This window comes from Delftia sp. JD2, assembly GCF_001682645.1.
Taxonomy (GTDB): domain Bacteria; phylum Pseudomonadota; class Gammaproteobacteria; order Burkholderiales; family Burkholderiaceae_C; genus Comamonas; species Comamonas acidovorans.
Map to the genome: position 1 here is coordinate 15,968 of NZ_LFJT01000011.1, position 14,939 is coordinate 30,906.

A 14,939-nucleotide genomic window follows, 5' to 3' on the forward strand; every position below is an offset into this window, starting at 1 on the left:
GTCTTGCCCTGCAATCCAGGGCAAGTCTTGTTTATGGCCGGGCTGCCCGCCGCTGCATAAAGCCATTGCGGCAAAGACAGACGGGCAACCCTATGACCGTGTTGACATAGGAGGCCATTCATGGCTTTGCGATCCCCCTCCCGTGCCGTCCCCGCAGACGACATCACCCCCCAAACCCTCCACTTCGGCGACATCCCGATCCGCACGTTCTCCAAGAACGGCGTGACCTGGTTCCTTGCCAAGGATGTGTGCACCGCCCTGGGAATCTCCCGCCACAAGGTGGCTACGGGCCAACTCGACGAGGACCAGCGCTGCACCGTCCGCCTTGCCAGCGAACCCGGCCGCAAGCCCAGGCGCGAAGCTGTGGTGGCCATCAGCGTGGAGGGTCTGCATGCACTGATACAGGCCAGCCCCTCACCTGAGGCAAAGCGCTTCAGGCGCTGGGTGAAGGACAGGGTCCTGGCCAGCATGGATGCATCGGCCAAAGTCAGCAAAACGAAGCGCAAGACCCGGCCCGGGCACGATGCCATGCACCCGCCCCAGAGCCTGATCCCGGGGCCTGCGCCCAAGGTCTTGCGCCGCATCCGCACCTGCGATGACCTGTCTTTCACACGGCGCAATGCGAAGGGCGAGCGCATTCAGTGGTTTGTGCCGCCGCGCGTGAACAGCGGGCATGAGCACTACGGGATTGGAGAGATCTGGTTCAGCGAGGTGGTGGAGCTGGCGCGCCACAACCCCAGGCATGCCTATGACGCCATGCGGTTTGCGGGGCCGGAGATGGCGCGGTACTGGAACCATGGGCACCCTGACGGCTTCTTTGACCGCATGGCACGTTGGGCGCTGGGGGCCATTCTTGCCAATGCGCAGGAGCCCATGCTGCCGTTCGAGCTGCCCTGCCTGGGCTTTGCGCCGCTGGAGGGCATGGAGGCCATGCTGGCGACTGCGGCTGCGCCCCGGCCGCTGCCGGACCATGTGCAGGAGGCCATCGACAGGCAGGCCTGGCAGGAGGCGGCCGAGTGCCAGCGGCATTACTACGAGCGCCGCCGCCGTGACCTGATGGCGCGGCACGACTGACGCGGGCGTCAAATGCCACTCCTTTGCCCCAGGAGTGGCCAGCGGCTGGCCGGGCAGTGAACCGAGCAGTGACTCGGGCAGGGACAATGGCGCATATAGCGAGACTCCCATGAAATTGAACCTGCTCACCCTGCACGAAAGTGACCTGGCCGCGCTGCCTGATGGTGTGTACATTCGCCGCCTGACCCACCCCATCACCGAGATGTTCATGGCCCTGCTGCCTGCGGTTGAGATCAATGGCAGCAGCAAGATTGCCGTGGTTCTTGGCCCCCAGGGCGAAGCGGAGGCGTTCGACAACGTTCTTGGAGTGACTGCGGTTTTTGTTGAGGATTTCGACTTTGCGCATTTTCTGGCGCAGGACCGCACTGCCCAGAACCAGCAGTTGCTGGAGCTCCTGCGCGAGTGCCTGATGGACATCGCCAACCGCAAGGGACCGAACCCGCAAGCCGTGCAGGCCATCAACGCGGCAGCGGATGCGGTGGTGCAGCGCCAATTCCAGCTGACGCTGCCCATCAAGAAGCTGGGCAAGCGCAGCAAGGACAGAAAGTCCCGGGTGGAAGTGTTCCGGCGCCTTGATTCCGCAGTGGGTGAAGCCTGGTATTGCGAAGTGACCAGGGCAGGCCAGAGCACCCCGCAAAGGCTGTGGATGAGCGATGTGCCCGGCTTCATTGACCGCCGCGACTATTTCAAGACCGCCGAGATCAGCGGCAACAGCTACATCGCCAAGAGCCGCCTGGGCCGGGTGGCCTTCGAGACTCCGCTGGCGTAGCGCCAAACTGCCCCCGCCATTTCCTGTGCTGGGGGCGCTCAGGGCAAATCGATCTTCAGCCCGCGCGCGGTCTGCACGGCCACGTGGTGCGCATGCTTCAGGGCCCCGGCAAGCTCTGGATCGGTCTCGTCGAACTCCTTCACCGCAACGCTGCCGATGGTGATCTGGTGCAGCCAGGAGCGATCCAGGCCCCGGTCCAGCAGCACCGCACGCACGTATTGCAGCTGTTGCGCCAGGTGCTGGAAGACATCGTGACCTGGCAGGGCCAGGGCACGTTGGGCCACCAGCGCCAGGGCGCGATCGATGTATTCAAGGGGCGTCAATGGGATTCAACCGGCTCATGGAGTGGCTGCAGAGCATGCCAGAGCGCCGCGGGCCTGAGAGGGCGGGCCGCTGGAGCCAGGGGCTTCAGGGGCACCAGGGGCACCAGGCTCCCCTGGCCTCACGCGGTGGCTCTCAGAAGCTGTCCCAGTCGTCATCGGCCGTGGAGGCCATGGCGACGGGCTTGGCGGCGGCCGTTTTTGCCGGGGCCGCCGGGGCTGCGGGCTTGGCCGCGGCAGCGCTGGGCGCCAGCGCCGGGGCACGGTGGATTGCGTCGCTGGTTGTTTGCGTGGCGCTCGCTGCGCGGGCCGCAGTCTGCGGCGGCGCACCGCTGCCGCCCGGCAGCCTGAAGACCGAGACCACGCGCACCAGTTGATCGGACTGGTGGCGCAGGCCTGCGGCGGCGCCGGCCATTTCTTCGACCAGGGCGGCGTTTTTCTGCGTGGTCTGGTCGATGTGGGTGATGGCCTCGGCCACCTGGGCGACGCCGCTGTTCTGCTCGGCGCTGGCGTGGCTGATGTCCGAGATGAGCTGGGTGACCTTGCGGATTTCCTCCATGGCCTGTTCCATGGTTTCCCCGGCAAACGCGGCCTCCTGGTTGCCGGTGTGGATTTCGGCGACGCTGTGGCTGATGAGCTGCTTGATTTCCTTGGCGGCCTCGGCGCTGCGGCCTGCCAGGGCGCGCACTTCCTCGGCGACCACGGCAAAGCCCCGGCCATGCTCACCCGCACGGGCTGCTTCCACGGCGGCGTTGAGGGCGAGGATGTTGGTCTGGAAGGCAATGGAGTCGATGACGCCGATGATGTCGGCGATTTTCTTGCTGCTGGCGTCTATGCCCTGCATGGTCTGCACGACCTTGCGCACGGCCTGCCCGCCTTCGGTGACGACGCGCTGGGCTTCGCGCGTGATGCGGTCGGCCGATTGCGCGTGGTCTGCGTTGTGGGCCACGGTGGAGCCCAGCTCTTCCATGGCGGCGGCGGTCTGCTCCAGCGCGCTGGCTTCGCTTTCGGTGCGGGCGGCCAGGTCCTGGTTGCCCTGGGCGATTTCCGCGCTGGCCAGGGCCACGCTGTGGGCCTGTTCGTTCACGCTGCCGACCACGCGCGTCAGGCCCGTGCTAGTGGTGTTCATGGCTTCCAGCAGGTGGCCGATTTCATCCTGGCGGTCGCTGGCGATGCGCACGGTCAGGTCGCCATCGGCAATGGCGTAGGCCATGTGGCTGGCCTGCTTCAAGGGGCGCACGATCATGCGGCGGATGAGCCAGAACCATGCTGCCGACAGCAGCAGCACGGCGCCCAGGCCCATGAGGGCGAACTGCAGGACCAGGCTGCGGGTCTCGGACACGGCTTCGTCCACGTAGGCGCTGGTGGCAATGACCCAGTTCCAGGGTGCGTACTGGCTGAAGACGACCAGCTTGTCGCGGGCCTGGGTTTCGCCCGGATTGGTCCAGGGATAGGCCATGCTGCCCTGCTTGCGGTCCAGCATGTCGCGGATGAAGAAGCGGCCATCGCCGTCCTTGGAATCGCTCATGTTCTGGCCTTCCAGGGCGGGATGCACGACCAGTTGCCCGCGCTGGGGTCCGTCTTCGGCATTGAGCACGTAGTAGTAGCCGGTCTGGCCCACCTTGAGCGCGCGGATGGAGTCCTTGAAGTGCTCCAGCAGTTGCGAGAAGTCCTGGCCCACGAAGGCGATGCCCACGGTGGCGCCGGAGGCGTCCTTGAGCGGGCGGTATTGCGTCATGTACTGGCGGCCGAACAGGTGGGCCAGGCCCATGTAGCTTTGGCCGGCCTGGATGGCGGCATAGGCGGGATGGGCGCGGTCCAGCCGGCTGCCCAGCACGGCCGTGCTCTGGTCGCCTTTCTCGTTTTTGAGCGTGGTGGCAATGCGCACGAAGTCGCCCTGCCCCTGGGCCGCAAACACGGTGGCCACGGCGCCGGTGCTGCGCGTGAAGGCCTGCAGATGCGCATCGTTGCCGTTGAGCGGCTGGCCGTCCAGGCTCAGCACGGGTTCGCCGCCGCTGGTGTCCAGGCTGAGCGTTCCCTGCAGGCTGCGCGCCAGGCTATCGGCCAGGAACTGGGTGCGCTGGCGCAGCTCCTTGTCGGTGGACTCGACGAAGTTGTGCAGCATCTGGACGCCCTGCTGCATCTCGTTGTGCATTTTTTTCTGCAGGGACTTGCTCACATCCCAGGCAATGCCCAGCACCAGCAGCGCCAGGATGGCGGCGACCCAGACAAAATTGGTGAGTGACAGCTTTGCGCCCAATCCTTGGCGGCGCCAGAAACGTTGACCGATGTGCATTGATGCATCTCCTGTGCGGCGTTGTGCGCCGCTGTTGTGCGCGCACAGGCGGGGAATGCCTGCGTGCCAAGCCATGCTGACCAAAGTCAAGCCCTGGTGATTCATGGGCCGAAGCGTATCGACGCTGCCGCATGCGGGATTTGAGATGGGTCAAGGAAGTAACCAAGTGTTGCAACGGCAGCGTCCGGCCATCGCGCCCGGCTTCGGCTGGGTGCGTCGACAATTCCGGTTCCACCGCTTTGTCTGCCGTGTCCCATGTCCAATGCCCGCCTCCCCTCCTTCCGGTTCCTGATCGGCTTCGAGGCCGCAGCCCGCCTGGGCAATTACTCGCGCGCGGCAGAGGAGCTGTGCGTTTCCCAATCCGCCGTGAGCCACCAGATTGCGCAGCTGGAGCAGCAGTTGGGCCAGCCGCTGTTCCGCCGCAAGGGGCGCGGCGTGGAGCTGACGGTGGCGGGCCGGCTGCTGCTGGACAGCGTGGGCAAGTCGCTGGACCAGATCCGCCACGGGCTCAGCCGCATAGAGACCTACATGGACGACAGCCTGGTCACCGTCGTCTGCCCCGCCCCCGTGGCCAGCGGCTGGCTGCAGCCGCGCCTGGACGGCCTGCTGCAGCGCCACCCCCAGCTGTGCCCCATCATCTCCACCGACGAGACGGCGCGCTACATCGACGAGCTGGATGTGGACATCGCCATCACCCGCGAGCCGCTGCGGCAGACCGATGTGCTGCAGGTGCCGCTGCTGGCCGACGAGCTGGTGGCCGTGCGCGCGCCCGGGCCGCACACAGGCGACGGCCTGCTGTGCCTGGAGGAAGACCTGACCAGCGACCGCACCGGCCCCTTCATCCGCCAGCACCTGGGCCGGCTGCGCAAGACCGCCATCTACGACGACGCACGCCTGCTGCTGGACGCGGCGCTGCGCGGTCGTGGCTGCGCCGTGGTGTCGCGCCTGCTGGCGGACGAGGCACTGGGCACGGGCCGGTTGCAGTTGGTGGAAGGCATTCCACCCTTTGCGCTGGGCCGCCTGTGGATGTCGCGCATCGAGGGCGAGCCGCGCATGGCGCTGGTGCGCGAGGTGTTTGACTACCTTGTGGAGCAGGCGGTGCCGCTTGCCAAAGCATGAGCTGGGTTGATTGATTACGGCAAAAGATATCAATTTTCAGAATGAATACGGGCTCGGACAATCGCAGCATTCCCCCAAGCACCTGCTGAAGACACCATGCTTTACGCCCTTTCCCGCCGCTGCCTGCTGAACTGCCTGGGCCTGTCGCCCGTGGCGGTCCTGGCCGGCACCGCCGCTGCCCGCTCCACGGCAGCCCGTGCCGAAGGCAGCCGCCAGGACCCGGACAGCCTGGCGACCTGGCACATGCCCGACGAGGGCGAGCCGCACCAGTCCACCTGGATGTCCTTCGGCCCCAGCGAGAGGGTCTGGGGCCGCCGCCTGCTGGAGCCCGCACGCGAGCACCTGGCCGGCATTGCGCGCACCATTGCCGCCTTCGAGCCCGTGAACATGCTGGTGCGCGAGCGCGACTACGACCTGGCCGCGCGCCTGTGCGGCAACCGCGTCAAGCTGCATGTGCAGCCCGTGGATGACCTCTGGATGCGCGACACCGGGCCGGTCTTCGTGCGCAAGCTGGGCAGCGGCACTGGCAGCAGCAAGGGCGAACTGGCGGGCGTGGATTTCAACTTCAACGGCTGGGGCGACAAGCAGGCGCATGACAACGATGCCGAGGTGGCAGGCTTTGTCACCGAAGCCGCCAACGTGCGCTACCTGGAGACCGCGCTGGTGCTGGAGGGCGGCGGCATCGAGGTGGACGGCCAGGGCACGGCCCTCATCACCGAAAGCTGCGTGCTCAACCCCAACCGCAATCCGGGCCTGTCGAAAAGCGCCTGCGAGGCCGAACTCAAGCGCCTGCTGGGCCTGCGCAAGATCATCTGGCTGCCCGGCATTGCAGGCCGCGACATCACGGACGGGCACACCGACTTCTATGCGCGCTTTGCCTCGCCCGGCGTGGTGGTGGCGGGCCTGGACGACGACCCGGACTCCTACGACTACGCCGTCACGCGGCGCCACCTGGACATACTGCGCCAGGCCACCGATGCGCGCGGCCGCAAGCTCGACGTGCAGGTGCTCAAGGGCCCCTCGTCGGTGCGCAGCAAGCTGGAGTCCAGGGAGTTCGCGGCCGGCTACATCAATTTCTATGTGTGCAACGGCGCCGTGATCGCCCCGCAGTTTGGCGATGCCCGCGCGGACGCCAACGCCCGCTCCCTGCTGCGCGAGCTGTTTCCCCGCCGCGAGGTGGTGCAGCTGGACATCGATGCGATTGCCGCCGGGGGTGGCGGCATCCACTGCACGACGCAGCAGCAGCCGCGTTGATGCGCGCCGTGCGGCAATAAGAATCGTCTTAACCTTGGCTGCGCAAGGCCGGGCAAGACTGGAAAGCGGTATATCGATCCGTTTTTTCCAGAAATGCAGCCAAAGAGAACGTCCCAGAAACTGTGCGACCCGTGCTACGAATTGCTGAGCAATACGAGCCTGTCAACGCCCCACCCCGGACTGAGGTTCCGCTTTTATTCACTGGAGCAGGACGCCAATTTCGTGAACTATGGCTGCGTGCATTGCCAGGCGCCCCTGGCGATGAAGACAAGCCGGCGCGGGGCACTTCTGGGGTTTCGCCTGATGTCGTCCGAACCGTACTATCCCCTGGGTGAGGGGGACATCGAGGACGGCGGTCCGGCGCAAGGCCAGGCGCTGGAAGGATGACCGGCTTGTGTAGCCCGCAGGCCGGTCAGTCGAAGAGATGGTGCTCGGCGCAGAAGGCCGCCAGGTCCTGGTTGCTGTCCACGTTCAGCTTGCGCATGGCGGAGTTCTTCTGGAGGCTGACGGTCTTGACGCTGCGCCGCAGCCGTGCGGCGATTTCGGTGATGGACTCACCATTGGCGAAATGCCTGAGGACTTCGAACTCGCGCGGCGAGAGGCTGTTGGCGCGCTCGGCCAGGAAAACGGACCGTTCCTGCCTGGGCGTGTCGGCCTGGAATGAGGGCGAATAGTAGCGGGCATTGAGGCGGACACACTGCAGCGCCGCCATGATCTGGGTGAGCGGCTCTTCCTTGAGCAGCACACCGGCGACGCCGGCGTCATACAGGGCCGAGATGATCATGGGGTTGGAGACGGTCGTCAGCACCAGCACCTTGATGTCCGGGAAGTGGCGTATCAGATAGTCCACGTAGCGCAGGCCATCGCCATAGACATCGTCGCCCGGCATGGAGTAGTCCGTCAGAACCACGTCCAGCGGGTTCGATCTGGCGTATTGCATCAAGGACGATGGCGTGCTGAACGTGGCCACGACCTGGAGATTGGGGTCCTGCTCCAGGAAGTCCTTGACGCCAAGCAGGACCACGGCGTGGTCGTCCACGACAGCAATGCGCAGTTTCAGTTTCATGGGATCGCAAGCAAAGGGTTAGGGCTGGGGCAATTGCGCCATCATGGCGCGAAGGTCGGCCAAGAGGTCGTCGAGCAGGACTGACAGCGCGGCCTGCAGGCCGGGCTCCCGGGTGCCGTTCGGAAGCTGGTCCTCCAGCGACTGGGTGCGGGCGGCAAGCTCGTGCATCCTGGCCAGCAACAAGGCGCCGCGCATGCGATGCAGCGCCTGCGCGGCCAGGTCGGGCCGGCGCTCATCCAGGCCACGGGCCAGCATTGCGATGTCGTCGTTCATGCACTGCACGAAGACCTGCCGGTGCGTCTGCAGCACGTTGGGCTCCGACAGGGCCGCAGGCTGCGGGGTATCCCCCACCGGGGTATCGGCCTGCGCAGGCGCCGGACGGAGCCGCTTTTTCGGCGCGAATTTCTCCAGGGTGCGAACCAGCGTGCGCAACGGGATGGGCTTGACCAGCCAGGCATTCATGCCGGCATTCAGGCAGCGGTTTTCCTCGTCCAGCATGGCATTGGCGGTCACGCCGACGATGGGGCAGGCAACGCCCTCCGCACGCAGCCGCTCCGCCAGTTCGTAGCCGTTGAGGTAGGGCATGTTCACGTCCGTCAGCACCAGATCGTGCGGGCTGATGTCCCACAGCGCCAGCGCCTCCTCCCCATCGTCGGCGACCGTGACTTCGCAGCCCAGGCTCTCGAGCTGGCCGCGCAGCGTCACCTGGTTGACGGGATTGTCCTCGGCGACCAGCACGCGCAGGTCGAACAGGGGCAGATCGGAGCCGGAGCCGGCCGAGCGCTGTGCGCCGCCGAGCACTTGCGCAATGCCCAAGCCGATGCTCAGAACGTTGTGCCCGTCGATGCCCCGGTTGTCCGGCGAGGAAAGGTTCAGGTGCGGCCCCATCCATCCGGGCGCGGGGCTGTCCGCCGGCAACAGGACGTCCAGCAGCAGCTCATCCTTGTCTGCGGCCACCGGAGCGGCGCCCGCCACGCGGGCCTGGCCGCCCCAGCGCTGCAGCCAGGCACAGATGTTGTCCGTCAGCTCGGGGTGGGGAGTGCGCACCGCGATCCGGGCACCCTTGAGCTCGGGCGCCTCCTCCTCCTGCGCGACGGTCTCCAGCCCCAGCTCGAACCAGAACCGGCTGCCCAGGCCGGGCTCGCTCCAGACCTCGATGGAGCTGGACATCATCCGGGCCAGGCTCCAGCAGATGGACAGGCCCAGGCCCGCTCCACGGGCCGTGCGGCTGCTGTTCTTGACGAGATAAAAGGGCGTGAAAAGCTCGCCATGCAGGGATTTTTCTATGCCCACGCCCGTGTCGCAGACCTCGAACACCAGCCGGACCTGGGAGGCCGTGCTCGGCACGCTGCGCAGGCGGACGATCACATGGCCGGCCTCCGTGAACTTGATGGCATTGCTGATGAGATTGCCCAGGATCTGGCGGATGCGCACCGCATCGCCCAGCACCGACTCGGGCACCTGCGCGTCCACGCAGGAAAACAGCAGCAGGCCGTTTTGCTGCGCCATGGCGGCATAGGAGCTGGTGCAGTTTTGCACCAGCTCCCGGGGATTGAACGGGGCCTTTTCCAGTTGCAACTGGCCCGCCTCGATCTTGCTGGTGTCCAGGATGTCGCTGATGATCTGCAGCAAGATGGACGAGGAAGCTTCGATACGGTCCACATACTTGCGCTGCAGCTGCGTGAGCTCGGTCAGGCCCAGCAGCTCCAGCGTGCCCAGCGCGCCATACAGCGGCGTGCGGATCTCGTGGCTCATGGTCGCCAGAAAGGTGGACTTGGCCTCGTTGGCCTCGTCCGCCGCGATTCTTGCCCGCTCCAGATTGCTCTCGATTTCTGCGCGCGCACTGACGTCGGCAAACACGCACAGCGTCACATCCTGGCCCAGGTAGCGGGTGGGCGCGTAGGCCACGTAAAGCGTTCGGCCCTGCGCGGTGACCAGTTGCTCCATGGTTCCTGCGGCCCTGGCGTGGACAATTTCATCCAGCGCTGCCCTGTTTTCCGGCGAGCCGGGGCGCAGGTAGCCATCGGCCGAGTGCAGCCACTCCTGCACCAGCGAGTTGCTGAAGATGATCTTTCCACTGCCGTAGGCCACAAGGCAGACAGCCACGGGGGCGGTTTCGATCAGCGTCCTGTTGAATTGATTGCTCTCGACGATGACCCGCTGCGCTTCCTGGGCAGGCGCAATCACCTTGCGGTTGAACCAGCGGGTATAGGCGATACCGGCCAGCAGGCTCAGCAGCAGGGCCAGGACCAGGCCGGCAGAAGGGGCGAACAGCCTGCCCTGGAAAAAGGTGGCGTAGTCCACCTGGTAGTAGCCGGTCCACCGGCCGGAGGCATCCTCGGTCTTGAGGATCAGGCCATTGCGCGTGTACCGCATCCCCGCCTCGTCCACCTGCGGCACCGGGCCGGTGCCCATGAGCACGCCGAAATCCCGGTGCTCCAGCCAGAAAAGATGCCTGGGCAGCGTATGGATGGATCTTTCTATGGCGCTGATGCGCTGGCGGCTGAAAAGGATGGCGGCGTAGATCGGGCTTGTGGCGGCTTCGTCGCCGGCATCGATATGGCTTGAAAAGCCGGCTGCGACCATGCCGATCATCTTTTCCGGGAACTGGGGCGACCGGAACCAGACGATCTCCTGCGCCGGCGCCGTGGAGCCGGCGCCCGGCCGGGCATCGGCGGCCCTGGCCCGCAGATGCGCCTTGACGGCGGCAATCGTGCTGTCGAACATTTCCTGCGTGACGCTCTCGTTGCCGATGGGCACGTCGATGGCCGGCACGCCGATGCTGATCGCCCCGTTCTCCTTGGTGAAGAAGGCAGCGGCTGCCGGGAAGTAGGAGCCCGCCCAGAAGGACGAATAGCCTGCGGCCAGGGAGCTGCCCAGCGAGAAAAGCCGGTCCGGGAGCGTGTCGCAGGCCGCGCGCGCAGAGCATTGCAGTGAAAAGGGAATGCCGCCGATGGCCTCGCGGCCACGGAACATGCGGTAGTCCGCCTGCGCAGGAGCGGGCACGTCGACGATGGTGGCTACTCTCTGGTCCGGCAGCGCTTTCCAGGACTCGTTGCGGCCCTTGAGCCGCCGAAGAAAGATCTCCTGCTCGTCCAGCGAGCCGACGATGGCGGAGAAGTTCAAGGCCAGGCGGCCCTGCTCCTGCTCGAAGATCCTCTCAGAGCCCCACAGCAGCACGGCGATGAGGAAGATCGCAAGGGGAAGCACTCCAAACAGTACCCGGTTCTGCCAGCGTGTGGTGCGTGTGATCTTGCTGAACGGGGAGTCGGGCATGGACGCCTTGCGTGCTTGGGTCAGGTGGGGTTGCCTTGGTGTCGGGGTTCGGATGCCAGCATAAGGGCAAATTCGCTGGCGGGCACCGCGGCGGACAGCAGATATCCCTGCACGCAATCGCAGCCGATGCTGCGCAGCAACTCCAGGTCCTGGGTGGTCTCCACCCCTTCCGCCGTCACCGTCAGGCCCAGTTGCCGCCCCAGCTGCACCGACGACGTCAAGGCCGCAGTGCGCACCTCGTCACCCGCGGCGCCGGCCACGAAGGCCCGGTCGATCTTCAATTCGGTGAAGGGCGTGGAGATGAGGCTGTACATCGAGCTGTAACCCCGCCCGTAGTCATCCTGGGCCAGGCCAAAGCCTTTGAGCCGCAGGCGGCTCGCGCACATGTAGTAGTTGGCGGGTATGCCGACGGCCTGGTCCTCCAGCAGCTCGAACGTGATGTTCTCCGCAGCGATGCCGCACCGGGCCGCCATGCCGTGCAACTCATCCGGCAGCCCGATGTCGTCCAGCAACGGTATCGGCAGGTTGACGGATACGGGAATCACATATCCCGAACTGCGCCAGGCCAGGTGCGCTGCCATGGCGTCTTCCATCATCCGCACCAGCAAGGCATGGTCCAGGCCATGGAACCGGATGGCGGACATGAACGAGCCCGGCATCATGAAGCCGAACTGCCGATCGTTCCAGCGTGCCAGCGCTTCCACACCGACGGTGTGCCCCGTGAGCAGGGATTTCTTGGGCTGGAACCAGGCCTGTATGGTTTTCTCCTCCAGCGCCTGGATCAGGTGTGCCTTGGCGAAAATCGGCCGTTCCTTGATGCCTGGAGCGCTTTTCCTCTCGTAGGCACGCAAGGACCTGAGTTGGCTGGCCAGGACCTGGACATGGTCCGCACCGAACGGCTTTTGAAACATCCCGACGACGGAAAAGCCGGACTCCTTGGCCATGAGACTGACACTGGTCATCAACCGGCGCGAGCAGGAGCTGGATATGACGAGCATGGGATGCAGGCCGCGCTGGCTCAGTTCATTGATGAACTGCAGGCCGTCCATGTCGGGCATTTTCAGGTCGGTAATGACGAGGTGGAATCCGCCATCGCGCAGCATTTGCAGGGCATCTCGTGCGTTGCAGGCAATGTGCGTGTCCACGATTCCCGCCTCCATGAGCAGGCTGCGCGTGTGCTCGCAGCACAGGGCGTGGTCGTCAAGAATGAGTACTTTGAATGTCGACAGCATGGGATCAGTTCCTGCATTGCTTGATGTGGTTCAGGGTGGTGCGCAGCACCGCCAACGTGAATGGCTTGCACAGCAGGCTGTCGAAGCCGGCCGGCAGTCCGTCGCCCTGCCCTTGCGCCTGCCCTTGCGCCTGCGCCTGCGTTTGCGTCTGCGTCTGCGTCTGCGTCTGCGCATTGGCCGTCAGCCCGACGATCGGGCGGCCGTAGCCACGCTTTCTGAGCGCACGCGCCAGGGCCAGGCCGTCCAGCAGCGGCATGTGCAGGTCGGTGAGAACGGCGTCGAATTCGAGCAGGCCGGGCATGGACAGCGCGTCCTGTCCATTGCTGGCCTGCTGGACCTCGCAGCCCAGCACCTGCAGTTGCTCTCGCAGGATGATTCTGTTGATGGGGTTGTCCTCGACGATGAGCACGCTCAGCCCCATCGGCTCGTGGACCTGGGAAACGGCGGCGTACAGGTCAGGGCGCGCGCCCGGCGCAATGCCCTGTTGGGCCATGCCCAGCGCCTGGCCCACGGCCAGCACGCCAGGCACGCTGGTTTCCCACACACGGGCCTGCAGGGTTTCGCGGGGGACCTCGCCAGGCGCCAGCGCCAGAACGCATTTGCCCGTCCATTGCGGACGGCGCACCGACCGTGGCCAGGCTTGCACCAGCACCGCCTGTTCATTGGGGCCCTGCACCTGCTCCCGGTAGGGCTGGGCCATGGCGCCCCAATGCCGAAGCCAGGCGCACAGGTTGTGCACCACTTCCGGAATGGCGCCATCCACGTAGACGGTGTGCGGCAACAGACTGGGCACCGCCTCATAGCCTGCCGCGCTCTCGCGCGGCAGGCGCAGCTCGAATGACACGCAGGTCCCCAGTCCCGGCTGGCTGGCGGCCGTCAGCCGCCCGCCCATCTCCTGGCTGAGGCGCAGGCAGATGGACAGACCCAGGCCCGCGCCCTGGACCTGCTGCTGCGTGGCCGCATGGGCACGGAAGTACGGGTCGAACAGGAAGGGCTGCTGCTCCGGCTCGATGCCGATGCCGGTGTCCTGCACCTGGAACCGCAGGTCGGTGCCTTCCTCGCTGTCGCCCATGACCTGCAGGCGGATGGCCACATGGCCGGAGAACGTGAACTTGATGGCATTGCCCACCAGGTTGTCCAGGATCTGCCGCAGCCGCAAGGCATCGCCCACCAGCAGCGGCGGCGTTTTCACATCGGAGACGGCATACAGCTGCAGCCCTTTTTGCTCGGCACGCGACAGCAGGCCCGCGGCCACGCTGTCGAGCAGTTCGGTGGCCGAGAACGCATGGGCCTCCAGTTGCAGCCGGCCCGCCTCGATGGCCGACAGGTCCAGGCTGTCGTTGACGATGCGCAGCAAGGAGGCCGACGCCTGCTGCATGGCCCCCAGGTAGCGGGTCTGTTCGGAAGGAGCCCTGGACAGCGCCAGCAGCTCCAGCGTTCCCAGGATGCCAAAGAGCGGCGTCCGTATTTCGTGGCTCATGGTGGCCAGAAACTGCGTCTTGGCCTGGCTTGCCGATTCGGCGCGCAGCTTGGCATCGACCAGCGCTGCCTGCGCCTGCCTGAGCGCCGTCACATCGCTGACCAGGCAAAAAACCACCGGCTCGCCTGCGTGGCTGGTGTGCGTGGTGCGGACCTCCACCAACCGGCCGTCTCCCAGCACCAGCTCGCGCCGGGCCTGCTGCGCGCCCTCGGCAACGGCATGCTCGAACCACGAAGAATCACTGCACACCCACTGCCGCGCCAGTCCGTTGGACAGCAGCAGGCTGCGATCGCTGCACCGCACCAGCGCCAGGCCCACAGGGGCCGTGTCCAGCAGCTTTCGGCAGAGCGCATCACCGGCGGCGCAGGCGCCTGCCCGGCTCCAGGCCGAAGCCGGCACGCTGCGGCGCAGCCGGCGCACGCACCATGCAAGTACAGCCATGAAGGCAAGTCCCAGCGCCACGGACCACAGCAGCAGCCAGACATGGGCCCTGACCAGCTGCCGCGCGGGCTCCCAGCGGCCTGCAAGCCATCCGGCGTTGTTCGCGGATTTGCGCAGCAACAGGGATTCGGGAAGCGCCCGGCCTGCCTGCATCAGTGAATGGAGCGGCCCGGGCTGGCCCTGCGGTGCGCTGGCGCGCCACGGCCAGGCATAACCGGCTTGCGTGTGGATGGCTGCGTGCGTGGCCCCCACCGCAGCGTCCAGCAGCAGGAAGCATCGGTCCATGAAAAACAACTGAATGTCTCGCACGGGCACATGACCGAGGCTGCGCGATGGCGTCGCCGGGGCGGCGTCGTCCCTGCCGCCGTGACCGGCACAGGCCAGCATGGCCATGATCGCCAGTGCAAATGCCATCAAGTCACGCCGTGCCAGGGACAGCCTGTGATGTATCGATCTGGAAGAAAACAAGAGAGCTTGAAACTGGCGCATTGCCGAATCTTAGAAATCAAAGGGCGAATTTGGACTAAGAATTTTCTTAATGCTGAAACCTCTTGCACGCCGCCTCGCCAAAGAGCGATTTCAAGCATCGATCCGCCATCGGAAAATCGTCAA

Annotated in this window: 10 protein-coding genes; 4 read left to right on the forward strand and 6 right to left on the reverse strand. The window is 65.8% G+C overall.

The genetic code is table 11. The annotated features are described in order from the left end of the window. Positions 1-120: 120 nt before the first annotated feature. Positions 121-1,074, forward strand: coding sequence for a Bro-N domain-containing protein (locus ACM14_RS08345; protein ID WP_065345882.1), 954 nt, complete (start codon positions 121-123; stop codon positions 1,072-1,074). 34 nt (positions 1,075-1,108) lie between these two features. Next, positions 1,109-1,843, forward strand: a complete 735-nt coding sequence (locus ACM14_RS08350; protein ID WP_254662019.1) for a hypothetical protein — start codon at positions 1,109-1,111, stop codon at positions 1,841-1,843. Between the two features lie 38 nt (positions 1,844-1,881). On the opposite strand, the gene ACM14_RS08355 is transcribed toward ACM14_RS08350, so the two are convergent. Continuing rightward, positions 1,882-2,166 carry an immunity protein Tsi6 family protein gene (locus tag ACM14_RS08355; RefSeq protein ID WP_065345884.1) on the reverse strand — a complete coding sequence of 95 codons (285 nt, stop codon included), beginning with the start codon at positions 2,164-2,166 and terminating at the stop codon, positions 1,882-1,884. Between the two features lie 133 nt (positions 2,167-2,299). Beyond that, positions 2,300-4,459 carry a methyl-accepting chemotaxis protein gene (locus ACM14_RS08360; RefSeq protein WP_065345885.1) on the reverse strand — a complete coding sequence of 720 codons (2,160 nt, stop codon included), beginning with the start codon at positions 4,457-4,459 and terminating at the stop codon, positions 2,300-2,302. A gap of 255 nt (positions 4,460-4,714) precedes the next feature. Between ACM14_RS08360 and ACM14_RS08365 the strand changes: the two genes are divergently transcribed. Beyond that, positions 4,715-5,578, forward strand: coding sequence for a LysR family transcriptional regulator (locus ACM14_RS08365; RefSeq protein WP_065345886.1), 864 nt, complete (start codon positions 4,715-4,717; stop codon positions 5,576-5,578). A gap of 96 nt (positions 5,579-5,674) precedes the next feature. Continuing rightward, complete coding sequence (locus ACM14_RS08370; RefSeq protein WP_065345887.1) at positions 5,675-6,832, forward strand: agmatine/peptidylarginine deiminase; 1,158 nt, start codon at positions 5,675-5,677, stop codon at positions 6,830-6,832. A 412-nt stretch (positions 6,833-7,244) separates the two neighbouring features. Here the strand turns inward: ACM14_RS08370 and ACM14_RS08380 are convergent, their stop codons facing one another. The 4 genes from ACM14_RS08380 to ACM14_RS08395 are packed head-to-tail and all read right to left on the reverse strand — an operon-like array spanning position 7,245 to position 14,612. Next, positions 7,245-7,898, reverse strand: a complete 654-nt coding sequence (locus tag ACM14_RS08380) for a response regulator transcription factor (RefSeq protein WP_034392317.1) — start codon at positions 7,896-7,898, stop codon at positions 7,245-7,247. Positions 7,899-7,916: 18 nt separating this feature from the next. Next, positions 7,917-11,174 carry a hybrid sensor histidine kinase/response regulator gene (locus tag ACM14_RS08385; RefSeq protein ID WP_065345889.1) on the reverse strand — a complete coding sequence of 1,086 codons (3,258 nt, stop codon included), beginning with the start codon at positions 11,172-11,174 and terminating at the stop codon, positions 7,917-7,919. Positions 11,175-11,194: 20 nt separating this feature from the next. Continuing rightward, complete coding sequence (locus tag ACM14_RS08390) at positions 11,195-12,406, reverse strand: EAL domain-containing response regulator (RefSeq protein ID WP_065345890.1); 1,212 nt, start codon at positions 12,404-12,406, stop codon at positions 11,195-11,197. A 4-nt stretch (positions 12,407-12,410) separates the two neighbouring features. Then, positions 12,411-14,612 (reverse strand): ATP-binding protein, encoded by a 2,202-nt coding sequence (locus tag ACM14_RS08395; protein WP_254662020.1) that lies wholly within the window; start codon positions 14,610-14,612, stop codon positions 12,411-12,413. Positions 14,613-14,939 lie beyond the last annotated feature (327 nt).

Coding starts and splice junctions, on each gene's coding strand:
- ACM14_RS08345 (WP_065345882.1), top strand. CDS start 121: ATGGCTTTGCGATCCCCCTCCCGTGCCGTCCCCGCAGACGACATCACC.
- ACM14_RS08360 (WP_065345885.1), bottom strand. CDS start 4,459: ATGCACATCGGTCAACGTTTCTGGCGCCGCCAAGGATTGGGCGCAAAG.
- ACM14_RS08365 (WP_065345886.1), top strand. CDS start 4,715: ATGTCCAATGCCCGCCTCCCCTCCTTCCGGTTCCTGATCGGCTTCGAG.
- ACM14_RS08370 (WP_065345887.1), top strand. CDS start 5,675: ATGCTTTACGCCCTTTCCCGCCGCTGCCTGCTGAACTGCCTGGGCCTG.
- ACM14_RS08380 (WP_034392317.1), bottom strand. CDS start 7,898: ATGAAACTGAAACTGCGCATTGCTGTCGTGGACGACCACGCCGTGGTC.
- ACM14_RS08385 (WP_065345889.1), bottom strand. CDS start 11,174: ATGCCCGACTCCCCGTTCAGCAAGATCACACGCACCACACGCTGGCAG.
- ACM14_RS08390 (WP_065345890.1), bottom strand. CDS start 12,406: ATGCTGTCGACATTCAAAGTACTCATTCTTGACGACCACGCCCTGTGC.
- ACM14_RS08395 (WP_254662020.1), bottom strand. CDS start 14,612: ATGGACCGATGCTTCCTGCTGCTGGACGCTGCGGTGGGGGCCACGCAC.